At 68.0% G+C, this 21396-nt stretch carries 23 protein-coding genes; 14 read left to right on the top strand and 9 right to left on the bottom strand.

Going from position 1 to position 21396, the window contains the following annotated elements:
* Nucleotides 1-45 precede the first annotated feature (45 nt).
* Nucleotides 46-1155 carry an LptF/LptG family permease gene (locus KCG34_RS03660; protein ID WP_211939044.1) on the bottom strand — a complete coding sequence of 370 codons (1110 nt, stop codon included), beginning with the start codon at nucleotides 1153-1155 and terminating at the stop codon, nucleotides 46-48.
* Nucleotides 1152-2294, bottom strand: a complete 1143-nt coding sequence (lptF, locus tag KCG34_RS03655; RefSeq protein ID WP_211939043.1) for an LPS export ABC transporter permease LptF — start codon at nucleotides 2292-2294, stop codon at nucleotides 1152-1154. The genes KCG34_RS03660 and lptF overlap by 4 nt, the downstream gene beginning before the upstream one ends.
* Before the next feature lie 156 nt (nucleotides 2295-2450).
* Between lptF and KCG34_RS03650 the strand changes: the two genes are divergently transcribed.
* From KCG34_RS03650 to KCG34_RS03640, 3 genes are read left to right on the top strand one after another with little or no spacing between them, the layout of a single operon-like run.
* Complete coding sequence (locus KCG34_RS03650; protein WP_211939042.1) at nucleotides 2451-3932, top strand: leucyl aminopeptidase; 1482 nt, start codon at nucleotides 2451-2453, stop codon at nucleotides 3930-3932.
* A gap of 14 nt (nucleotides 3933-3946) precedes the next feature.
* Entirely contained in the window at nucleotides 3947-4408 is a 462-nt protein-coding gene (locus KCG34_RS03645; RefSeq protein ID WP_211939041.1) for a DNA polymerase III subunit chi, read from the top strand.
* On the top strand, nucleotides 4405-4728 hold the full coding sequence (locus tag KCG34_RS03640; RefSeq protein ID WP_249138204.1) for a proteinase inhibitor i78: 324 nt from the start codon (nucleotides 4405-4407) through the stop codon (nucleotides 4726-4728). Before KCG34_RS03645 ends, KCG34_RS03640 begins: the two co-directional genes overlap by 4 nt.
* Before the next feature lie 7 nt (nucleotides 4729-4735).
* On the opposite strand, the gene KCG34_RS03635 is transcribed toward KCG34_RS03640, so the two are convergent.
* The gene (locus KCG34_RS03635; RefSeq protein ID WP_211939040.1) at nucleotides 4736-6616 is read right to left on the bottom strand and encodes an ABC-F family ATP-binding cassette domain-containing protein; all 1881 of its coding nucleotides are present in this window, start codon (nucleotides 6614-6616) and stop codon (nucleotides 4736-4738) included.
* 95 nt (nucleotides 6617-6711) lie between these two features.
* Between KCG34_RS03635 and ndk the strand changes: the two genes are divergently transcribed.
* Nucleotides 6712-7131 (top strand): nucleoside-diphosphate kinase, encoded by a 420-nt coding sequence (ndk, locus tag KCG34_RS03630; protein ID WP_211939039.1) that lies wholly within the window; start codon nucleotides 6712-6714, stop codon nucleotides 7129-7131.
* 190 nt (nucleotides 7132-7321) lie between these two features.
* Here the strand turns inward: ndk and KCG34_RS03625 are convergent, their stop codons facing one another.
* The 4 genes from KCG34_RS03625 to alr all read right to left on the bottom strand — a co-directional run bounded on the left by KCG34_RS03625 (nucleotide 7322) and on the right by alr (nucleotide 10775).
* Complete coding sequence (locus KCG34_RS03625; RefSeq protein WP_211939038.1) at nucleotides 7322-8074, bottom strand: class I SAM-dependent methyltransferase; 753 nt, start codon at nucleotides 8072-8074, stop codon at nucleotides 7322-7324.
* Between the two features lie 87 nt (nucleotides 8075-8161).
* Nucleotides 8162-8929 carry an ABC transporter ATP-binding protein gene (locus KCG34_RS03620; RefSeq protein ID WP_211939037.1) on the bottom strand — a complete coding sequence of 256 codons (768 nt, stop codon included), beginning with the start codon at nucleotides 8927-8929 and terminating at the stop codon, nucleotides 8162-8164.
* The gene (locus KCG34_RS03615) at nucleotides 8926-9699 is read right to left on the bottom strand and encodes an MlaE family ABC transporter permease (RefSeq protein WP_211939036.1); all 774 of its coding nucleotides are present in this window, start codon (nucleotides 9697-9699) and stop codon (nucleotides 8926-8928) included. Before KCG34_RS03615 ends, KCG34_RS03620 begins: the two co-directional genes overlap by 4 nt.
* The gene (alr, locus tag KCG34_RS03610) at nucleotides 9696-10775 is read right to left on the bottom strand and encodes an alanine racemase (protein WP_211939035.1); all 1080 of its coding nucleotides are present in this window, start codon (nucleotides 10773-10775) and stop codon (nucleotides 9696-9698) included. The genes KCG34_RS03615 and alr overlap by 4 nt, the downstream gene beginning before the upstream one ends.
* Before the next feature lie 241 nt (nucleotides 10776-11016).
* On the opposite strand from alr, the gene hemA reads away from it, so the two are divergent.
* Nucleotides 11017-12243 (top strand): 5-aminolevulinate synthase, encoded by a 1227-nt coding sequence (gene hemA / locus KCG34_RS03605; protein WP_211939034.1) that lies wholly within the window; start codon nucleotides 11017-11019, stop codon nucleotides 12241-12243.
* A gap of 181 nt (nucleotides 12244-12424) precedes the next feature.
* On the opposite strand, the gene KCG34_RS03600 is transcribed toward hemA, so the two are convergent.
* Nucleotides 12425-12853, bottom strand: a complete 429-nt coding sequence (locus KCG34_RS03600; protein WP_211939033.1) for a Ros/MucR family transcriptional regulator — start codon at nucleotides 12851-12853, stop codon at nucleotides 12425-12427.
* Nucleotides 12854-13127: 274 nt separating this feature from the next.
* Here KCG34_RS03600 and glyA point away from each other — a divergent pair, with 274 nt between their 5' ends.
* The 7 genes from glyA to KCG34_RS03565 all read left to right on the top strand — a co-directional run bounded on the left by glyA (nucleotide 13128) and on the right by KCG34_RS03565 (nucleotide 19577).
* A complete protein-coding gene (gene glyA / locus KCG34_RS03595; protein WP_249138384.1) occupies nucleotides 13128-14354 on the top strand; it encodes a serine hydroxymethyltransferase in 1227 nt (408 codons plus the stop codon).
* A gap of 27 nt (nucleotides 14355-14381) precedes the next feature.
* Nucleotides 14382-14861 carry a transcriptional regulator NrdR gene (gene nrdR, locus KCG34_RS03590; protein ID WP_211939031.1) on the top strand — a complete coding sequence of 160 codons (480 nt, stop codon included), beginning with the start codon at nucleotides 14382-14384 and terminating at the stop codon, nucleotides 14859-14861.
* A 15-nt stretch (nucleotides 14862-14876) separates the two neighbouring features.
* Nucleotides 14877-15350, top strand: coding sequence for a 6,7-dimethyl-8-ribityllumazine synthase (locus KCG34_RS03585; RefSeq protein WP_211939030.1), 474 nt, complete (start codon nucleotides 14877-14879; stop codon nucleotides 15348-15350).
* Complete coding sequence (nusB, locus tag KCG34_RS03580) at nucleotides 15347-15793, top strand: transcription antitermination factor NusB (RefSeq protein ID WP_211939029.1); 447 nt, start codon at nucleotides 15347-15349, stop codon at nucleotides 15791-15793. The genes KCG34_RS03585 and nusB overlap by 4 nt, the downstream gene beginning before the upstream one ends.
* Nucleotides 15702-16784, top strand: a complete 1083-nt coding sequence (gene thiL / locus KCG34_RS03575; RefSeq protein ID WP_376788210.1) for a thiamine-phosphate kinase — start codon at nucleotides 15702-15704, stop codon at nucleotides 16782-16784. The genes nusB and thiL overlap by 92 nt, the downstream gene beginning before the upstream one ends.
* Nucleotides 16777-17241 (top strand): hypothetical protein, encoded by a 465-nt coding sequence (locus KCG34_RS03570; RefSeq protein WP_211939027.1) that lies wholly within the window; start codon nucleotides 16777-16779, stop codon nucleotides 17239-17241. The genes thiL and KCG34_RS03570 overlap by 8 nt, the downstream gene beginning before the upstream one ends.
* A gap of 209 nt (nucleotides 17242-17450) precedes the next feature.
* The gene (locus KCG34_RS03565; protein WP_211939026.1) at nucleotides 17451-19577 is read left to right on the top strand and encodes a sodium-translocating pyrophosphatase; all 2127 of its coding nucleotides are present in this window, start codon (nucleotides 17451-17453) and stop codon (nucleotides 19575-19577) included.
* A 95-nt stretch (nucleotides 19578-19672) separates the two neighbouring features.
* Here KCG34_RS03565 and KCG34_RS03560 read toward each other — a convergent pair whose 3' ends face one another.
* A complete protein-coding gene (locus KCG34_RS03560; protein WP_211939025.1) occupies nucleotides 19673-20161 on the bottom strand; it encodes an outer membrane protein assembly factor BamE in 489 nt (162 codons plus the stop codon).
* A gap of 106 nt (nucleotides 20162-20267) precedes the next feature.
* Here KCG34_RS03560 and KCG34_RS03555 point away from each other — a divergent pair, with 106 nt between their 5' ends.
* Nucleotides 20268-20795: a ubiquinol-cytochrome C chaperone family protein gene (locus KCG34_RS03555; protein WP_367576017.1), complete on the top strand. Its 528-nt coding sequence runs from the start codon at nucleotides 20268-20270 to the stop codon at nucleotides 20793-20795.
* On the top strand, nucleotides 20792-21352 hold the full coding sequence (locus tag KCG34_RS03550) for a YceD family protein (RefSeq protein ID WP_211939023.1): 561 nt from the start codon (nucleotides 20792-20794) through the stop codon (nucleotides 21350-21352). The genes KCG34_RS03555 and KCG34_RS03550 overlap by 4 nt, the downstream gene beginning before the upstream one ends.
* Nucleotides 21353-21396: the final 44 nt, after the last annotated feature.

Here is a 21396-nt window from a genome sequence, read left to right as displayed (position 1 = left end):
GCGAAACAGTTTGCGCCCCCGTCGAACGCTGAAGGCTGCATTGGCCTAGCCGTCCTCGGTATAGCAAAGCAAGGTGAACCCGGACAAAAGGGCGAGAACGGGCGGCGTCCATGCCGCCGCCATCGGCGGAATCGCCCCCGCCTCGCCGAGCGCGCGGCAGAATTGGTTGAAGAAGAACAGCACGAAGCCAAGCGCGACCCCCGATCCTGCCAATCCCGCCAGGCCGCCCAGCCGAATCAGCCTGAGCGAGAACGCCGCCGCCAACACCGACATCGCCGCCAGGAGCAGCGGGGTCGCCAGAAGCTCGTCCAACTGCAGCCGATAGCCTGTCGCCGGGAAACCCGCCAGTTCCGTCCGCGAAATCGCGTCCCACAATCCCCAGAAAGGCACGGCCTTGGGTGAGGTGAAGCGTTCCAGCGCAGTGCGCCCCTCAAGGGTGGTGGGCAGGGTCAGGCTGTCATAGCGCAGGGCCTCGGCGCCCGGCGTGGCCTCGCGGGCGCCGGTCAGGAGCCAGGCGCCGGGCGTCAGCTTGGCCTGCTGCGCCTCGATGCGGCGCGAGAACTCCAGGCCCTTGTGGTCCTTGGATGGCGTGGAGACGAACAGGCTGACGCCGGTCAGCACCAGGGTCTCGCCCTGGCTGACCTGACGGTGGGCGTGGATCACGATCTGGGTGTGGGAATCGCCCTGGCGCAGCCAGATCTCCTTGCCGCTGGCCACCGCCGCGCCGCGGCGCAGGGCCTCGACGTCGCGCTCGTACTGCGCCGCCAGGGCCGAGGCGACCGGGTTCAAGATGGTGATCGCCACGAGGCCGATGACGACGGCGGCGCCCGCGGCCGGGAAGATGAACCGCCAGGCCGAGACGCCGGCGGCGCGCATGGCGATCAGCTCGCTGCGCCGGTTCAGGTTCACGAACGCGCCCAGCACGCCGAACAGGAAGGCGAAGGGCAGCAGCAGGAGGATGACCGAAGGCGCGTGCAGCAGGGTCAGGCGCAGTGTCTGGCTGAAGCCCAGCTCGGCCCCGACGCCCAGGGTGCGCGACAGTTCGACAAAGTCGGCCAGCATGATGACCGCCGCGATCACGGCCAGGGCTACGCCGACGCCCAGTAGGGTGGCGCTCAGCACGTAGCTTTCGATCCGGGTCAGGCTTAGCCTCATGCCTCAGCTCCGGCGAGTTCCATCCGGGGCGATGTGGGGCGACGACGGGCGAAGCGGCCCGCGCGTTGGCGGAACAGCACCGCCATCGACCACCACAGGCCTCCGATCGGGACCGCATATTGAAGGATGTTCAGCCACGGGGTACCTGCCGCTGCAGCCTGGGCGCCGATGCCCAGCATGCGCAGCACCGCCGCGGCGGCGCAGACGATCAGGATCCGCCGCCCGTAGCCCATCCGGCTGAAGGTCCCGCCGATGACGGCGGCCAGGGCCATGGCCATGAAGGTGAGGTTGTAGATCGGCGTGGCCAGGCGGGCGTGGGCCTCGGCCAGCATCTTCTTGCGATTCTTCCGCTCCCAGTCCTGGGTCAGGTCGGGGAACAGCAGTTCGTGCAGATACCGATCCGGAATCTTGTAGTGGATCAGCTCGTCGTTCGCCATGAAAGGCGATAAATCAAAGATATATTCTTCGAACTTAAGGTAGTTCAGCACCCCTGCCGTGCTGAACGACTGGCTGGAGCCGTCGCGCATGACCAACACCGGCTGGCCGTTGCGCTTGGTGATGCGGCCCCGTTCGGCGAGATAGGTGGTGTCGCCGCCCTCCGGCTTGACCTGGTAGACGAACAGGTTGTGGAAGGCGCCGCTCTGGTCGCTGTCCTGGGCGTAGACGGTCAGGCCCGCGGCGGGCGAAGTGAACTGGCCCACATGGATCAGACTGGCGGCCAGGTCGGTGCGCACGCGGAACAGCTCTTCCCGCATGGCCCGGTCGGCCCAGGGCGCGACCCAGAGGTTGGTGATCAGGGCCAGGAACGCGGCCACCGCCGCCAGGCGCATGGCCGGCGATATGACTCGCCAACGGCTCATGCCGCTGGCGAAGCAGACCACGATCTCCTGCTCGGTATGCAGCCGGTTCAGCGCCACCAGGGCGGCGATGAACAGGGCGATCGGCAGAACCATGGCCATCAGCTGGGGCAGGGCGAGCGCGATCACCTTGATCAGCACCCATGGGCTCTGGCCCTGGTTGACGATGATGTCCAGGGCGCCCAGCGTCTGGCTCAGCACCACCACCGCGCCGAGGGCCGCTATGGCCAGCAGCGAAGGGCCCAGGAGCTGACGCAACAGGTATTTTTCGATGAGACTCATGGGCCTGCGCGTGAGTGAGCCAGAGCGGCCATTGCGGACCCCGACTGGGTTGGCCACCTTCTACACGCGCCAGATGGGAGTCGCCAACCGCCGCGCGCCGGACTAAGGCGTTGGCCAATTGCGTGAGGGCGCGGAAGCCCAGCCTAGGAGTTGCGAATGCAGGTCGAATTTGTGGCGCGCGCGGGCGCGGCGGTGGACGGAGCCTGGGCGGTGGCGGCCTTCGACGGCGGGACCCTGTCCCCAGCGGCGGCGCGGCTGGACGGCGCATCGGGCGGATCGCTGGCGCGCGCCATGACGGCCGCGGCCTTCACCGGCGCCAAGGGCAAGAGCCTGGAGCTGGTCGCGCCGGCGGGCCTCGCCGCCTCGCGAGTGCTGCTGATCGGGGTCGGCGCGGCTTCCGACCTGACGGCCGAGCGGGCAGAGACCTTCGCCGCCGAGGCCTATCAGGCGCTGAAGACCAGCGGCGCCCAGGTGCTGACCGTCGACGTGGCCGAGGATTCGGCGGATCTGGCCGCCCGCGCCGCCCTGGGCGCCACCCTGGCCGCCTATCGCTTCGACCGTTACCGCACCAAGGAGAAGCCGGAGAAGAAGCCGACCATCCAGACCGTGCGCATCGCCGTCTCGGACGTGACCGCGGCCGAAGCCGCCTGGGCCCCGCTGGCGGCCCTGGCGCAGGGCGTGTTCTTCACCCGCGACCTGGTCTCGGAGCCGGCCAATATCCTTCATCCCGTCGAGTTCGCGGCTCGCGTCAAGGCCTTAGAGGCCCACGGCCTTGTGGTCGAGATTCTGGGCGAGGCCGAGATGGAGAAGCTCGGCATGGGCTCGCTCCTCGGCGTCGGCCAGGGCAGCGAGCGCGAAAGCCAGCTGGTGGTCGTGCGCTGGAACGGCGCCGCCGATGCGAACGCCCAGCCGGTGGCCTTCGTCGGCAAGGGAGTCTGCTTCGACACCGGCGGCATCAGCCTCAAGCCCGCCGACGGCATGGAGGACATGAAGTGGGACATGGGCGGGGCGGGCGCCGTCGCCGGCCTGATGCTCACCCTGGCCAAGCGCAAGGCCAAGGCCAACGTCGTCGGCATCCTGGGCCTCGTCGAGAACATGCCCGACGGCGCCGCCCAGCGCCCTGGCGACATCGTCACCTCCATGTCCGGCCAGACCATCGAGGTGATCAACACCGACGCCGAGGGCCGGCTCGTCCTGGCCGACGCCCTCTGGTACTGCCAGGATCGCTTCAAGCCCAAGTTCATGGTCGATCTCGCCACCCTGACCGGCGCGATCATTATCGCCCTCGGCAACGACTATGCCGGGCTCTATTCCAACAACGATTCCCTGGCCGAGAACCTCCTGGCCGCGTCCAAGGCCTCTGGCGACCAGCTGTGGCGCATGCCCCTGCCGGCGGCCTATGAGAAGCAGATCGACAGCATGGCGGCCGATGTGAAGAACACCGGCGGCCGGCCGGGCGGCTCGATCACCGCGGCCCTGTTCCTGCAGCGCTTCGTCAACGAGCTTCCCTGGGCTCACCTCGACATCGCCTCGACCGCCTGGAAGAAGCCTTCCACCGTGCCGACCATTCCGGATGGCGCCACCGGCTTCGGCGTGCGCCTGCTGGACAAGCTCGTCGCCGATTTCTACGAAGACTGAGTAGCTTACAGGTCATGTCTGACGCGGCGTGTGAAGTCTGGTTCTATCACCTGGAGCGCAGTGGCCTGGACCAGGTGCTGCCCGAGCTCCTGGAGAAGACCCTCGGCCGGGGCTGGAAGGCCCTGGTCCGCTGCGGCCAGCGCGAGCGGGTCGAGCACCTGGACGGCTGGCTGTGGTCCTATCGCGAGGACAGCTTTCTGCCGCACGGTTCGGCCGACGAGCCCCAGGCCGAGCGGCAGCCGATCGTTCTGACGACGGATGACGCCAACCCCAACGGCGCCGACGCCCTGTTCCTGATCGACGGAGCGGAAGCCGGCGACCTGGACGGCTATAAGCGCTGCATCCTCCTGTTCGACGGCCGCGACGAAGCCGCCCTGACCGAGGCGCGCGGCCGCTGGAAGCGGTTCAAGGCCCAGGGGCTGCCGGTCAGCTATTGGCGCCAGGGCGCCGAGCGCGGCTGGGAGCGGCAGGCGTGAGGCGCTTCCTCCTGATCGCCCTGGCCGCTGCTTCGCTCGCCGCCTGCCGCGATGACGACAAGGCGCCCACCGCCGACGCCGGCCCCAAGCCGCTGATGCCGAATATCGCCAGCACCGCCCAGGTCAAAGAACAGTGCGACGCGCACGACCTCGCCTGGCTGGTCGGCAAGCCGCACACTCAGATCCCCGTGGCTGTGGACCCCTCGCGCCGCCGCGTCGCCTGCAGCACCTGCCAGATGCCGGAAGATTACCGACCGGACCGGACCAACATCATCTTCGACAGCCAGACCGGGCTGGTGATGTCGGTGACCTGCGGGTGAGACCGCCTCAGGCCAGCGCCTTGGCCGTCTCATACGCCTCGGCCGCCTCGATCCAGGCCTGTTCAGCCTTATCCAGGGCCGCCTGGACCTTTTCCCGGCGCTGGCCGAGTTCGGCGGCCTTGGCTGGGTTTCGGACATAGAGGTCCGGGTCCGCCAGGGCGGCGTCGATTTCGGCCAGGGTCTTGGTCTCGCGCGCCAACACCACCTCGGCGGCCTCCAGGCGACGCTTCAGCGGCCCGGCGGCGGTGACGGCGGGCTTGGCGGCAGGCTTGGGCGGCGCTGGCGGGGCTTCGGCCTGGACCTGGGTCGGGGCTCTCGCGGCCACTCGGGCGCGGTCGAGGACGAACTTGGCGTAGTCTTCCATGTCCCCGTCGAAGGGCTGGATGCTCCCGTCGGCGGCCAGCCACAGCCGGTCGGCCACCAATTCCATCAGCGAGCGGTCGTGCGTGATCAGGATCACCGCGCCCTCGTAGTCGTTCAGCGCGTCCAGCAGGGCCCGGCGGCTGTCGATGTCCAGGTGGTTGGTCGGTTCGTCGAGGATCAGGAGGTGAGGAGCCTCCATGGCCACGAGATTGAGCAGCAGCCGCGCCCGCTCGCCGCCGGACAGGTTGGAGACCGTGGTCTCGGCCTTGTCGAAGCCCAGGCCGAACTGGGCCAGCTTGGAGCGGCGCTGGCTCTCCGACGCCTCCGGCATGGCCCGGCGGATGATCTCCAGCGGCGTGTCGGTGGGATCGAGGGCCTCGATCTGATGCTGGTGGAACCAGCCGACCTTGATCCGCCGGTCGCGGTGCATGTGGCCGTGCGAGATCGGCAGGGCGTCGGCGATCATCTTGGCGAAGGTCGACTTGCCGGCCCCGTTGACGCCCAGAAGGCCGATGCGGTCGTCGATGTCGAGCCGCAGGTTCAGGTTCCTGAGGATCGGCGGGCCGCCATAGCCCACGCTGACGCCCTCCAGCCGGATCAGCGGCGGGGCCAGCGGCCGGGTCGGCGAGGGCAGGGTGAAGGGGGCGGTGCGCTCCAATTGCACCTCCGACGCCGGCGGCAGCTTGGCCAGCATCTTCAGGCGCGACTGGGCCTGGGTGGCCTTGGACGCCTTGGCGCGGAAGCGGTCGACAAAGGCCTGCATGTGCGCCCGCTTGGCCTCGATCTTGGCCCGCATGGCGTCGGCCAGCCGCGCCTTTTCGGCCCGCTGCTCTTCGAAGCTGTCATAGCCGCCGGTGTAGAGGTCCAGCTTGCCCTCCCGCACATGCAGGATGTAGCCGACCGAGTTGTTCAGCAGTTCGCGGTCGTGGCTGATGATCAGGGCGTTGTAGGGGTACTTCTTCAGCCGCGCCTCGAGCCACAGGGCGCCTTCCAGGTCGAGATAATTGGTCGGCTCGTCGAGCAGGAGCAGATCCGGCTCGGCGAACAGGGCCGCAGCCAGGGCCACGCGCATGCGCCAGCCGCCGGAGAACTCGGCCATGGGGCGGGCGAGGTCGGCGGTGGTGAAGCCCAGGCCCGACAGGATCTCAGCCGCGCGCGACGGCGCCCGGTCGGCGTCGATCTCGATCAGCCGGGCGTAGATCTCGCCCAGGCGCTCGGGCGGGGCCACGTCCAGCTCGGCGGTCAGGGCGGCGCGCTCGACGTCGGCGGCCAGCACTGTGTCCAAGAGGCTGACAGGCGTCGCCGGATGCTCCTGATCAACCGAGGCCACCTTCGCGTTCCGCGGCATCCTGATCTCGCCGGAGCCCAGGACCAGCTGGCCCAGGATCAGCTTGAACAGGGTCGACTTGCCCACCCCGTTGCGGCCCACCAGCCCCACCTTGGCGTTCTGGGGCAGGGTGACGCTCGCGCCGTCAAAGAAACGGCGGCCCCAGGCGTCGAACACGAGGTCGTTGATCTGCAACATGAGAAAAAAGCGCGCGCCTTGGCGGGGAGGAAGCGCACGGCTATAAGCCCGCGACCTTTTTCCTCCAACTCCCCTTGTGAGCCTAGAGCCTTCCCATGACCGAACGCACCTTCTCGATCATCAAGCCGGACGCGACCCGCCGCAACCTGACTGGCAAGGTCAACGCCGTCATCGAAGACGCCGGCCTGCGCATCGTCGCGCAAAAGCGCATCCACATGAGCCGCGCCCAGGCTGAGCGCTTCTACGAGGTGCACAAGGAACGCCCGTTCTTCGGCGAACTGGTCGACTTCATGGTCTCGGCCCCGGTGGTGGTGCAGGTGCTGGAAGGCCCGAACGCCGTCGCGCGCTACCGCGAAGTCATGGGCGCCACCAACCCGGCCCAGGCCGCCGAGGGCACCATCCGCAAGCTCTACGCCGAATCGGTCGGCGAGAACTCGGTCCACGGCTCGGACAGCCAGGAGAACGCCAAGCTCGAAATCGGCCAGTTCTTCTCGGAAGCCGAAATCGTCGGGTGATCCTACTCCGCTCATCCCCTGCTGCGCCTCAGACGCCAAGCTAGGGATGAGCCTTACATATCCTGCTCATGCTGAGGTGCTCGCCGCGTAGCGGCGAGCCTCGAAGCACGCAGCGGCGCCGCCAATGCGTCCTTCGAGGCCCGCTATGCGGGCGCCTCAGGATGAGGACTTGTTGTGCAATTGCTGAAATTTACCCCGGCTTCTTGAATCGCAGCAGGAACTGGTCCGTGTGTCCGCGGATCGAGGGGTCGAACACCTTCTTGGTGTGATCGTCGGCCGGATTGGCCAGAACGTCGCTTTCCCCATCCAGCACGAAGCCGGCCGCCGTCACCTCGGTCTTGACCGCCGCTGGGTCGATCCGGTGCAGGGTCTCGGTGTCGCGCAGGCCCGACCCCGCCGCCGCCGCGTGGTCCAGCACCACCAACACGCCACCCGGCTTCAGGGCCGCAAAGACGCTGCGGTTGAAGGCGGCGATGTCCGCCGGCCCCATGAACTTGTCGTGCAGGTCGTGATAGTCCTGGCGGATGAACACCGCGTCCACCCCTGGCGGGATGACCAGGGCGTTGATCGGCGAGGTGCTGACCGCGACGTTGCCGTAGCTCGGCTGGGCGGCGATCCCGTTCATGATGGTCATGATGTCCGGGTGCCGCGCCACCATCTCGGCCGGCTCGACCGCATAGACCTTGCCGTTCGGCCCCACCGCCTGGCTGAAGGCGCGGGTGAACCGCCCAGCGATGATATCAGCGACCCGCCAGCCGGGCTGGACGCCGATGAAGGCCAGGACCTCGGCGCGCTTGAAGGCCGGATTGGTCAGGGCGTCGGCCTGAGTGTCCTCGGCGGCGGGCTTGGCGGCGGGTTGCTGCGCCAGCACGCTTGCGGGCGCGCTCACGGCCAGCACGGCGAAACAGGCGGCCGCAGCCGCCCCGATCTTGCAAATCCTCATGGTTCCTCCCTGAACCGCGCGACGGGTTCGAGCCCGGCGGCGCAGCGAAGGTGGGGGGCAAATAGCCAACCGGCAATGCCCGGCGGTTCAGATCGCCGCCTTGATCGGCCCATCCGCCCGGCCGGCGATGAACTGCTCGACGTACGGGTCGCCCGAGCGGTCGAACTCGGCCATCGGGCCGCGCCAGACGATCTTGCCGTCGTGCAGCATGGCCGCCTCGTCGCCGATCTTGCGGGCCGAGGCCAGGTCGTGGGTGATCGAGACCGCGGTGCAGCCCAGGCCCTTGACCTGCTCGACAATCAGCTCGTTGACCGCGTCGGCGGTGATGGGGTCCAGGCCCGTGGTGGGCTCGTCGAAGAAAATGATCTCGGGCGAGCCGACGATAGCGCGGGCCAGGCCCACGCGCTTCTGCATGCCGCCTGAAAGGTCGCTGGGATAGAGGTCGGCGACGCTGGCCGCCAGCCGCACCTTGGCCAGGGCCTCCACCGCCTGGGCCTTGGCCGCCCGGCGCGGGACCTTGTCGGCGTTGATCAGGCGAAAGGCCACGTTCTCCCAGACCGTCAGGCTGTCGAACAGCGCGCCGCCCTGAAACAGCATGCCGAAGCGGCTGAACAGGCCGCTACGCTCCCGCCCCGAGGCGTGAGTGACGTCGACGCCGTCGATCAGCACCTGGCCCTTGTCGGGCGTCATCAGGCCCATGGCGATCTTGATGGTCACCGACTTGCCCTGGCCCGAGCCGCCGATGATCACCAGCGAGCGCCCGGCGCCGATGGACAGGTCCAGCCCGTCCAGCACCCAATGGTCGCTGAGATGGATGCGCACGCCGCGCCACTCGAGCTTGGGAGCCGCGGTCATGTGCGGGAGAACCAGGTGGTGAGCAGATAGTCGCTCATGAAGATCAGCACCGCCGCCGAGACGACGGCGAGCGTGGTGGCGCGGCCGACTCCGCGGGCGCCGCCCTTGGAGTTGTAACCGTGATAGCAGCCCATCAGGGCGACCATGAAGCCGAACACCGCCGCCTTGATCAGGCCGGACTCCACGTCCCAGGACTGCAGGAAGTCGCCGGTGTTGCGCAGATAGACTACCGGGTTGAAGGCCAGGGTGCGGGTCGCCACCAGCCAGCCGCCGGCTATGCCGATCAGGTCGGCGACCACGGTCAGCAGCGGCAGGCAGATCACCGCCGCTAGGATCCGCGGCGCCACCAGGTAGCGGAATGGGTCGGTGGAGAGGGTGCGCATGGCGTCGATCTGCTCGGTCGCCCGCATGGCGCCCAGCTCGGCGGCGATGGCGGCGGAGACGCGGCCGGCCAGCATCAGGGCCGCCAGAACGGGCCCGAGCTCGCGCGTGATCCCCAGGGCCACGATCTGCGGCATGATCTGCTCGGCGTTGAAGCGGCCGCCGCCGGTATAGATGTTCAGCGCCAGGGCCGCGCCGGTGAAGACCGCGGTCAGGCCCACCACCGGCAGGGACAGGTAGCCGATCGCCATCATCTGCCGGGCCAGCTGGCGAGGGAACCAGGGCGGCGAGAACAGGGGCGCGATCCCGCGCAGGCCGAACAGGGCCACCTCGCCGGTGAAGCGCACGATGTCCAGGGTGATGCGGCCTATCGTCCGGACGGGGTTCACTGGACGGCGCCCTTGTAGATGGTCTCGAAGCGATCGCCGAGCCGGGTCAGGATCTCGTAGGCGATGGTGCCAGAGGCCGCTGCGACCTCGTCGATCAGGACATCTGGGCCTATCATCTGCACCATGTCGCCGGCCCGGGGGGCTTGGTCCTCGCTGACGTCGACGGCGATCAGGTCCATCGAGACCCGGCCGACGAAGGACCGCCGCAGTCCGTCGAAGACGGCCCAGCCCGCCGGGCTCTGGGCGCGCAACAGGCCGTCGGCGTGGCCGGCGGCGAGGATCGCCACCTTCATCGCCCGCGGCGCGGTGAAGCCGCCGTCATAGCCAACGCTCTCGCCGGCCGGCACGTCGCGCACCTGCAGCACCGGCGCTTCCAGCGTCACCACGGGCGCGATCCGCGGATCGGCGTGGTCGAACGGGCCGCCGCCATAGAGGGTGATCCCGGGCCGCACCAGGTCGTGCAGGAAGCCGCCGCCGTGGAACAGGCCGCCGGAATTGGCCAGGCTGGCCCTGGCGTCGGGAAAGAGCGCACGAATGGCGGCAAAGCTCTCGGCCTGTCTGTGGTTCATCGGGTGGTCGTGGCTGGCGCCGCAGCTCAGGTGGCTCATGATCACGGCGATCTCAAGTCCGCCTTGAGCACTTTGCGCTTTCGCCAGACCCTCGGCCTCGTCCTTGCGCAAGCCCAGCCGGTTCAGGCCCGTGTCGACATGCAGCACGCAGGGGCCGCCGCGCGCCGCCGACCAGGCCTCGACCTGCTCCAGGCTGTTCAGCACCGGCGTCAGGCGCGAGGCGATCAGCCGCTCGGCCGAACCGGCCGGGCAGCCGTCCAGCACGTAGATGCTTGCGCCCTCGCCCAGCGCGCCGCGCAAGGTCTCGCCCTCGGTCAGGCGGGCGACGAAAAAGCTCTTCGCCCCCTCGGCCTGCAGCCGGCGCGCGACCGGCGCGGATCCGAGCCCATAGGCGCCCGCCTTGACCACCGGCGCGACCTCGGCCGCGCCCGCCAGCCGCCGCAGCAGGGCGAAGTTGGCGGCCAGGGCGTCGAGATCGACGGTCAGGCGGGCTTGGAACGCGGACATGAGGCGAAAGCGACCTGGAGAGACTCGTTTGTCGCAGGCTTTAAGGCGCCTTTGTCCTATTGTCGCGCCTGGGTTTGGCGTCAATATCGAAGGTGACGGGGCCGTCACGGTAGGGCCCCTAAGTGTCTTTCCGGATGTGGACAGGCCGGGCTTCTGGTGCGACAAGGCCCGGCGATTTGATGACCGTTCAGTGATGGAGGGTCCGTCGAACTTGAGGCGGATGTCGGGGAATTCAGAAGCGATGGATTACAAGGCTGCTTTTCGCAACGCGCTCGACCAGGTCCACAGCGAGGGCCGCTACCGAGTGTTCGCCGACCTGAAGCGCTACCGCGGAGAGTTCCCCAAGGCCCGCTGGACCCGTCCCGACGGCAGCCAGACCGACGTCGTGGTCTGGTGCTCCAACGACTATCTCGGCCAGGGCCAGAACCCGATCGTGACTCAGGCCATGCACCAGGCCATCGACGAGGCTGGTTCAGGCTCGGGCGGCACGCGCAATATCTCGGGCACCACCTGCTACCACGTCGCCCTGGAGAAGGAACTGGCCGACCTGCACGGCAAGGAAGCGGCCCTGCTGTTCACGTCCGGCTATGTGGCCAACGAGGCGGCGCTGTCGACCCTGACCAAGATCCTGCCCGGCCTGATCATCTTCTCTGACGAGCTGAACCACGCCTCGATGATCGCCGGCATCCGCAACGGGCGCTGCGAGTACAAGGTGTTCCGCCACAACGACCTGGAGCATCTGGAGGCGCTGCTGCGCGATGCCCCGGCGGACGCGCCCAAGCTGGTGGCGTTCGAGAGCGTCTATTCCATGGACGGCGACATCTCGGATATCGCCGGAACCATCGCCCTGGCCAAGAAATATGGCGCCCTGACCTATCTGGACGAGGTCCATGCGGTCGGGCTCTACGGCCGGCAGGGCGGCGGCGTCGCCGAGCGCGACGGGGTGATGGACCAGATCGACATCATCGAAGGCACCCTGGGCAAGGCCTTCGGGGTCATGGGCGGCTACATCGCCGCCGACGCCGATATCGTCGACGCCATCCGCAGCTTCGCCTCCGGCTTCATCTTCACCACCTCGCTGCCGCCGGCCCTGTCGGCGGGCGCGGCGGCCAGCGTGCGTTGGCTGCGCGAGCACAACGAGGTGCGGGTCCGCCACCAGGAGCGCGCCGCGACCCTGAAGCGCCGCTTCGCCGAGGCCGGCCTGCCGGTGATGCCTTCGGTCAGCCACATCGTGCCGGTGCTGGTGGGCGATCCCGTCCACTGCAAGATGATCTCGGACATGCTGCTAGCCGATTTCGGCGTCTACGTGCAGCCGATCAACTATCCGACCGTGCCGCGCGGCACCGAGCGCCTTCGCTTCACCCCGACTCCGTTCCACACCGACGAGATGATGGACCACCTGGTGGGCGCGCTCGACAAGCTGTGGTCGCGCTGCAACGTCAAGCGCCTGGGCGGTTACGCGGCCTGAGTTCCAGGGCCGCTTGGAACTTTCGCTGGGCGCTTGTGCGTCCTTCGAGCGCTGGGAGCTTGTGCGTCCTTCGAGACGGCCGCCTTGCGGCCTCCTCAGGATGACGAGGTTTGTTGACGTTCCACCAAAGTCGTCATGGTGAGGAGCGGCGCAGAGCGCCGCGTCTCGAACCACGCACTCGTCAGGCCTTGCGCCCGCGGACGCCCTTGCCGAGGCCGATCTGCTTGGCGAAGTCCGAGCGACGGGCGGCGTAGACCGGAGCGACCATCGGATAGTCGGGTGGCAGGCCCCATTTGCGCCGGTATTCTTCCGGGCTGAGGTCGTAGCGCGAGCGCAGATAGCGCTTCAGCATCTTCAGGCGCTTTCCGTCTTCCAGGCAGACGATATAGTCGCTCTGCACCGAGCGGCTGATCGGTACGGCGGGCTTCCGCTTTTCGGGTTCAGGCTCCTTCGGCGGGGCGCCGAGGCCGGTGAGCGCATCATGCACCGAATGGATGAGCGTACCGATGCTCGAAGCAGGCACGTTGTTCTGGGCGACATAGGCCGAAACGATCTCGGCGCTGAGGCGCAGGACGTCGGCGGCCTCGTCAGTGTGGTCTTGTGTGATCATGCTTGGGGGCCCTGATACTCTGCGGTTACGCCTATGGACCGGTCCCGGCTTTGGAACTCGGCCAAATCCGAACGCGCGACCTGAGGCCAAGTTCCCGCAAGGTGATCAGAGCTGTGGATCGTTCCGTGCTTTGATCATGGGACGGGCCTGTATAAAGAGGGGCCGTTGACCGCCTTAAGCCTGAAAGGGCCTCGCCTTGACCGCATCCGTCGCCACGCTCGCCAAACCGAACGCCGCCTTTTTCTCTGGCGCCCTTTCAGAGACCGATCCTGAACTGTTCGGCGCCATCGGCGAGGAGCTGGGCCGCCAGCAGCACCAGATCGAGCTGATCGCCTCGGAAAACATCGTCTCGCGCGCCGTGCTCGAGGCCCAGGGCTCGATCCTGACCAACAAGTACGCCGAGGGCTATCCGGGCCGCCGCTACTATGGCGGCTGCGAGTTCGTGGACATCGCCGAGAACCTGGCCATCGAACGGGCCAAGAAGCTGTTCGGCTGCAACTTCGCCAATGTGCAGCCGCATTCGGGCTCGCAGGCCAATCAGGCCGTGTTCATGGCCCTGATGCAGCCCGGCGACACATTCATGGGCATGGACCTGTCGGCGGGCGGTCACCTGACCCACGGCAAGTCGGTCAACCAGTCGGGCAAGTGGTTCAACCCGGTGGCCTACACGGTGCGCCAGCAGGACCAGATCATCGACTATGACTCACTCGGCGAAATCGCGGCTTCCTGTAAGCCCAAGGTGATCATCGCCGGCGGCTCGGCCTACAGCCGCCACATCGACTTCGCCAAGTTCCGCGAGGTGGCCGATAGCGTGGGGGCCTACCTGATGGTCGACATGGCCCACTTCGCCGGCCTCGTCGCCGCAGGGGTGTTCCCCAGCCCGATCGGCCACGCCCATGTGGTCACCACCACCACCCACAAGACCCTGCGCGGCCCGCGCGGCGGCATGGTGCTGACCAATGACGAGGAACTGGCCAAGAAGATCGATTCGGCCGTGTTCCCCGGTCTTCAGGGCGGCCCCCTGATGCACGTGATCGCCGCCAAGGCGGTGGCCTTCGGCGAGGCCCTGCAACCTGAGTTCAAGGTCTACGCCCAGAACGTGATCGACAACGCCAAGGCCCTGGCCGATTCGCTGATGGCCACCGGGCTGAACATCGTCTCCGGAGGCACCGACAGCCATCTGATGCTGGTCGACCTGCAGCCGAAGGGGGTGTCGGGCAAGGCGACCGAGGCCAGCCTGGAGCGGGCCTACATCACCTGCAACAAGAACGGCATCCCTTTCGACCCTAAATCGGCCAACATCACATCGGGCGTCCGCGTCGGCACGCCGGCCGGGACCACCCGCGGCTTCGGCCAGGAGGAGTTCCGCCAGATCGGCCACTGGATCGGCGAGGTCGTCGATGGACTCTCGCGGGACAAGAAGGACAACACCGCCACCGAAGCAAAGGTGCGCGAAGAGGTCTTGGCCTTGACGGCGCGTTTCCCCATCTACAATCGATAGGGGTCGGTTCCCGGGGAGAGCCACAAGATGCGGTGTCCGTTCTGCGGCCACGTCGAAAGCCAGGTGAAGGACAGCCGCCCGTCGGAAGACGGGGCGGCGATCCGTCGCCGGCGGCTGTGCCCCGAATGCGGCGGGCGCTTCACGACCTTCGAGCGGGTGCAACTGCGCGAGCTGACCATCGTCAAGCGCTCGGGCCGCCGCGCGCCGTTCGACCGGGAAAAGCTGGTGCGCTCGATTTCTGTGGCCCTGAGAAAGCGCCCGGTGGATCCCGAGCGGCTGGAACGGATGGTCTCGGGCATCGTGCGCCAGCTGGAGAGCATGGGCGAGACCGAGTTGCAGTCCCACGTGGTCGGCGAGATGGTGATGAAGGCGCTGAAGTCCTTGGACGAGGTGGGCTATGTCCGCTACGCCTCGGTCTATCGCGACTTCCGCGAAACCCAGGATTTCGCCAAGTTCCTGGGCGACGAGGGGCTCAGCGATGAGCCCGCTGAAGGCGCGGCGGAATAATCAGCCAAGGTTTTGATGCTGCAGGAACGATTCAACATTCTGATCGTCGAGGCGCGAGGCGAGGGCGTCCCCGAGGCGCTGGCCGACGCCCTGCGCGACAGCGCCGTTGCGGCGATCAAGGCCGAGAAGGCCGACTGCTCGGTGGTGACGGTCCCGGGAGTCTTTCACCTGCCGGGCGCAGTGGCCCAGGCCGAGGTCGGCGGCAGCCGGCCCGCGGGGGTGCGCTATGACGGCTATGTGGCTCTGGGCGCGCTGATCCGCGGCCAGACCTTGCGCTATGAAGTGCTGGCGCACGAGACCATGCGGGGACTGATGGATCTGACGATCGGCCGAAACCTTCTGATCGGCGCCGGCCTTGTCACGGCCGACACCGAGGCCCAGGCCTGGGAGCGGGTGAACGGCAAGCTGGCCGAGCGGGGCGCCGAGGCTGCGCGCGCGTGCCTGGCCATGGTCGGCCTGCGCCGGCGCCTGTTGGGGATCAGCCGATGAAGGCGCAGCAGAGGCAGGCCCGCACCGTCGCCCGGCTGGCCGCCGTCCAGGCCCTATACCAGATGGAAGTCTCCGGCATCGGCTCGGAAGCGGTGATCCGCGAATTCGCCGACCATCGCTTCGAGGCCGACCTCGAAGGGGCGCCCCTAGCCCCGGCGGACGAAGAGCATTTCTCCGAGATCGTGCGCGGCGTGGTGGCCGAGCAGGCCAAGATTGACCAGGCGGTGGTCAAGCGCCTGGCCGAGGGCTGGCGGCTGGAGCGGCTCGACGCCACACTGCGGGCCATTCTGCGGGCCGGGGCGTTCGAACTGGCGCACGGCGAGGCGCCGGTCGAGGTGGTGATCAACGAATATGTCGAGGTGGCCAAGTCCTTCTTCGAGGGGCCGGAGCCCGGCTTCGTCAACGGCGCCCTCGACGCCATCGCCCGCGATGTCCGGGCCTGACCAGAACGAAGGCCCGGTCGACGAGTTCGACTGGATCCGCCGCTGCCTGATGCCGCTGGCGGGTGCGCCTGAGGCCCTGGGCCTCCTGGACGACGCCGCAGTGGTACCTTCCAGGCCTGGCTTCGATCTCGTCATCACCAAGGACGCCCTGGTCGAGGGGGTCCACTTTCTGCCCGACGATCCTTTGGACGGGGTGGCTGGCAAGCTGATCCGCGTCAACCTGTCGGACCTGGCGGCCAAGGGCGCCGAGCCCTACGGCTATCTCCTAGCAACGGCCTGGCCTAAGGGAACCGGCTGGGCGCCGCGTGAAGCCTTCGCCCGCGGCCTGGCCGAGGACCAGCAGAGGTTCGGCCTGACCCTGCTGGGCGGAGACACTGTCTCGACCCCGGGGCCTTTCGTCGTCAGCCTGACCTTGCTCGGCTGGGTTCCCCAGGGCGGCATGGTCCGGCGCAGCGGCGCGCGGCCGGGCGACGTGGTGCTGGTCAGCGGAACCATCGGCGATGGTTGGCTGGGCCTGAAGGCGGCTCAAGGCGGCCTGGCCGAACTTTCGACCGAAGACCGGGCCTGGCTCGCCGGGCGCTATCGAAAGCCTGAGCCGCGCCTGGCCCTGGCCTCGGCGCTGAAAGGGCACGCCACGGCCGCCGCCGACGTGTCCGACGGCCTGATCGCCGACGCCGGGCGCATCGCCATCGCCTCGGACATCGCCGTCGAACTCGACCTGGAGCACGCGCCCCTGTCCGAGCCAGCCGCCCGGTGGCTGGCGGGGCAGGGCGATCGGGATGCCGGGCTCCTCGCCCTCGCCGCCGGCGGTGACGACTACGAGGTGGTCTGCACTGCCCGGGAAAGCTGCGCAGACGCCCTGGTCCAGGCCGCCGCCGAGGCCGGCGTACGGCTGGTCCGGATCGGCCGGGTGGGGGCGGGGCAGGGCGTGGAGACGCGGCTGAACGGCCGCCTTGTCACGCCGGAACGCGCCGGCTATCGACATGGCTGAGCCCCGGCCGGGGCGCCGCAACCCCATGGGTGAAGCCATGCGCCGCTTGATCCTGCTCGCCTTCAGCGGGGCGCTGCTCGCCATGCAGCCCGCCCTGGCGGCGGAGACGCCCAAGCCTGCGCCGCCAGAGGATTCCGTCGCCCTGTCGCCTGTGGCCCTGCCGGTCGTGGCAGACGGGCGCATCGCCAACTATGTGTTCGTTTCGGTCAAGGTCTGGCTCAATCCCGGCTACGACGCCTTCGCCCTGAGGGACAAGGAGCCCTATTTCCGCGACGCCCTGGTCCGTGTGGGCCATCGCACCCCGTTCGTGGTCAAGGGGGACTACAACCGGATCGACGAGGCCAAGCTGCGCGCGGCCATGCAGCGCGAGGCCGGCGCCATCATCGGCCCCGCCGCGGTGCGCTCCATCCAGGTGGTCAGCCAGACGCCCCAGCACCGGCTGCCGGTCCAGCGCTGAGCCCGCTCTCCTAGATCCTGAGCAAACCCAAGCCGCGCAGGCGGTTGCGTATCCTAACCTTCTTTGGCAACCTCCTCCGGTCATTTCGCCGGGCGCGACCTGCGTCACAGGGGGAAGTCGAAAAAGGGAGGGGCGACCAACAACCGGTCGGGCGCAGGCGAAAGCCTGGGCAACCCCGTGCGCATAACTGACAAAGGGGCGCTTACGATATGGGTTCTTACATTTGGCTGGTGATAGGCGCCGGCATAGCAGCGGTGCTTTACGGCGCCCTGCAGTCGGCGGCCCTGATGGGCAAATCCGCCGGCAGCGACAAGATGCAGGAGATCGCCGCGGCGATCCAGGAAGGGGCGCAGGCTTATCTGCGGCGCCAATACACGACAATCGGGATCGTCGGGGCCGTCATCTTGGCGGCCGTTTTCTTTTTGATCGGCCCCACGGCCGCCATCGGCTTTCTGATCGGGGCTGTGCTTTCGGGCGCGGCGGGCTTCGCCGGCATGCTGATCTCGGTTCGCGCCAACGTGCGCACGGCCCAGGCGGCGAGCGAGAGCCTGGCCAAGGGCCTGTCGCTGGCCTTCACCTCGGGCGCGATCACCGGCCTTCTGGTGGCCGGCTTCGCCCTGATCGGGGTGGCGGGCTACTACGCCTTCCTGACCAATGTCCGCGGCCTGGATCCGACCAGCCGTGAGGTGGTGGACGCCCTGGTGGCGCTGGGCTTTGGCGCCTCGCTGATCTCCATCTTCGCGCGTCTTGGCGGGGGTATCTTCACCAAGGGGGCCGACGTCGGCGGCGACATGGTCGGCAAGGTCGAGGCCGGTATCCCGGAGGACGATCCCCGCAACGCCGCCACCATCGCCGACAACGTAGGCGACAATGTCGGCGACTGCGCCGGCATGGCCGCCGACCTGTTCGAGACCTATGCGGTGACCACCGTCGCCACCATGGTCCTGGCGGCGATCTTCTTCCGCGGCGAGGCGGTGGTGGGCAACATGATGCTGCTGCCGCTGGCGATCTGCGGGGTCTGCATCCTGACCTCGATCGTCGGCACCTTTGGCGTGCGGCTCGGCAAGAACAACAACATCATGGGGGCCCTCTATCAGGGCCTGATCATCACCGGCGTCCTGTCGATCGGCGCGGTCTGGTGGGTGATCAAGACCCTGGTTCCCGCCGCGGTCACCGTCGGCGACAAGACCATGGATTCCAACGCCCTGTTCGGCTGCGGCCTGGTGGGCCTGGCGGTGACCGCCGCCATCGTGGTGATCACCGAATACTACACCGGCACAGGCTTCCGTCCGGTGCGCTCGATCGCCAAGGCGTCGGTGTCCGGCCACGGCACCAACGTGATCCAGGGCCTGGCCATGTCGCTGGAAGCCACCGCCATGCCGGCGCTGGTGATCATTGTCGGCATCATCGTCACCTTCAAGCTGGCCGGGCTGTTCGGCATCGCCATCGCCACCACCACCATGCTGTCCCTGGCGGGATTCATCGTCGCCCTGGACGCCTTTGGCCCGGTGACCGACAACGCCGGCGGCATCGCTGAAATGGCCGGCCTTCCGTCCGAGGTGCGGGTCTCCACCGACGCCCTGGACGCGGTCGGCAACACCACCAAGGCGGTGACCAAGGGCTACGCCATCGGTTCGGCCGGCCTCGGCGCCCTGGTGCTGTTCGCGGCCTATACCTCGGACCTGCACTACTTCTCGGCTCCGGCGAACTCGGCCCAGTTCCCGTTCTTCGTGGGCATGCAGGACGTCCGGTTTGACCTGGCCAACCCCTATGTGGTGGTCGGCCTGCTGTTCGGCGGCCTGTTGCCGTTCCTGTTCGGCGGCCTGTCCATGACCGCGGTCGGCCGGGCGGCGGAATCGGTGGTCGCCGAGGTGCGCCGCCAGTTCAAGGAGAACCCCGGCATCATGACCTATGAGGTCAAGCCGGAATACGGCCGCGCCGTGGACATCCTGACCAAGGCGGCGATTCGCGAAATGATCGTGCCGAGCCTGCTGCCCGTGGCCTCGCCGATCGTGCTGTTCTTCGTCATCAAGGCCATCGCCGGCAAGTCGGACGCCTTCTCCGCCCTCGGCGCCATGCTGATGGGGGTGATCGTCACCGGCCTGTTCGTCGCCATCTCGATGACCTCGGGCGGCGGCGCCTGGGACAACGCCAAGAAGTACATCGAAGAGGGCAACTACGGCGGCAAGGGCTCCGAGGCGCACAAGGCCGCGGTGACCGGCGACACCGTCGGCGACCCCTACAAGGACACCTCGGGTCCCGCCGTGAACCCGATGATCAAGATCACCAACATCGTGGCCCTGCTCCTCCTGGCGGTGCTGGCCCACGGCGGATAGGATCGACTGATCGCTGAAAAGCGAACGCCCCGAGGCCTCCAGGCTTCGGGGCGTTGTTTTTGGGGGATTGGGTTCAGCCGAGGCGGCCGGGCGCCCTATCGCTGACCCGGGCGCGAGCCGGGGGTCAGGTCCTGGTTGTTGTTGAGCAGCGAGCCTTGGCCCAGGTTGCCCAAGAGTTGCTCGAGAATGCTGAGTTCGCGGCCGCGGGTCGGGGTCTCGCGCCCGTTATAGGCGATCACCCGCCCATCCTTAAGCGACAGGGTGGCGACGTTCACCACCTTCTCGTCGTCCTTGTTGAAGGTCAGGGCCACCACGTCGCGGCGCACGACCTTCGGGTGATAGAAGCTCTGCACCTGGGTGACCTGCGAGACGTAGAACCAGACGTTCGGGTCGAAGGTGGAGACGGTGGACGGCGAGCCCAGACGGCTCATCACGGTCGACTTGGTGTCCTCGCCGACCTTCACGTCCTGGGGCTTGGCCTCGATGGCCTGGAAGCCCTGGAACATATTGGTGGGGGCGCAACCGGTAACGAGCGCGGCCGAAGCCATAAGCACGCAAAACGGCGCGGCGAGCCGGCGTATCATCAAATGCCTCACCAATGAGAGTTCCAAACTTTGACCTAGCGCCCTCGAACCCTTAGTTCAATGGCTGGGTTGGCCGCAGGCTGCGGCGAAAGTGAGGCTGGGTTTGGTGCTTCAAAGGCTTTTTCGGCCCCGCGCGGCCAAGGCTGCGGGCGCGGCGCTGTTCCAGGCGGCTGCCCGCCAGGCGCGCCAGCCGGCCTTTTATGCGGACTTCGGGGTTCCGGACACGGTCGAGGGGCGCTTCGAACTCTACAGCCTGCACGTGGTCTTGCTGGTCTGCCGCCTGAAGGGCGAGGGGGCCGAGGCCAGCGAGGTCAGCCAGGCCCTGTTCGACGCCTATCTGCGCTCGCTGGACGACGCCCTGCGCGAGATGGGCGTCGGCGACCTGTCCGTCGGTAAGAAGATGCGCAAGCTGGGCGAGGCCTTTTACGGCCGGGCCAAGGCCTATGATTCGGCCCTGGGGGTGCAGTCCGACGAACTGGCCGCCCTGATCGGCCGCACCCTGTTCGCCGATGCGCCTCAAGGCGACGTGGCCGCCATGGCCGGCTATGTGCGGCGAGCCTTCGCCGCCCTGGCCGAGCTGCCGCTGGAAACGATTCTGGCCGGCGAGACGAACTGGGCGGAGATCCGCTCGTGAGCGACGCCCCGTCCGACTGGCCGGAGACGATTCGCATCGTCGAGGCCGCCCGCTTCACCCCCTCCGCGCCCCTGAAGCGCCGGTTGGAGGCCGACGCCGCCGTGCGAGCGCGAATCGCCAAGCAACTCGGCCTCGTCGCCGTGGACCGGCTGCAGGCCGACCTCGCCCTGTCCGGCTGGTTCGACGGCCTGCGCATCGAGGGCGACTGGAGCGCCGACATCGTCCAGACCTGCGGGCTGAGCGCGGAGGATTTTCCGGTTTCGCTATCCGGGACTTTCGACGTGCGCGCTGTGCCCCCGTCCAGCCCCCACGCCAGCCAGGACGCCGAGCCGGAGATCGAGATCGATCTGGAGGCGGACGATCCCCCGGACGTGCTTGAAAGCGATGTCGTGGACCTAGGCGGCTATGTGGTCGAACACTTGGCCCTGGAGATCGATCCGTTCCCGCGCAAACCGGGCGCCGAGTTCCAACCACCGAAGGAAACGGGCGAACTCTCGCCTTTCGCGGTCTTGAAGGCGCTGAAGACCGGCGGTTCGGACGGGGAGGGCCAGGCGTGACCGCCGCTTGCATCCCGTCCGCGCGCCTGTATCGTCCGCCCGCC

This window comes from Phenylobacterium montanum (assembly GCF_018135625.1).
In the GTDB taxonomy this organism is placed as follows: domain Bacteria; phylum Pseudomonadota; class Alphaproteobacteria; order Caulobacterales; family Caulobacteraceae; genus Poindextera; species Poindextera montana.
Note: the sequence above shows the minus strand (reverse complement) of the source record. Positions and strands in the feature narration are given on the sequence as shown.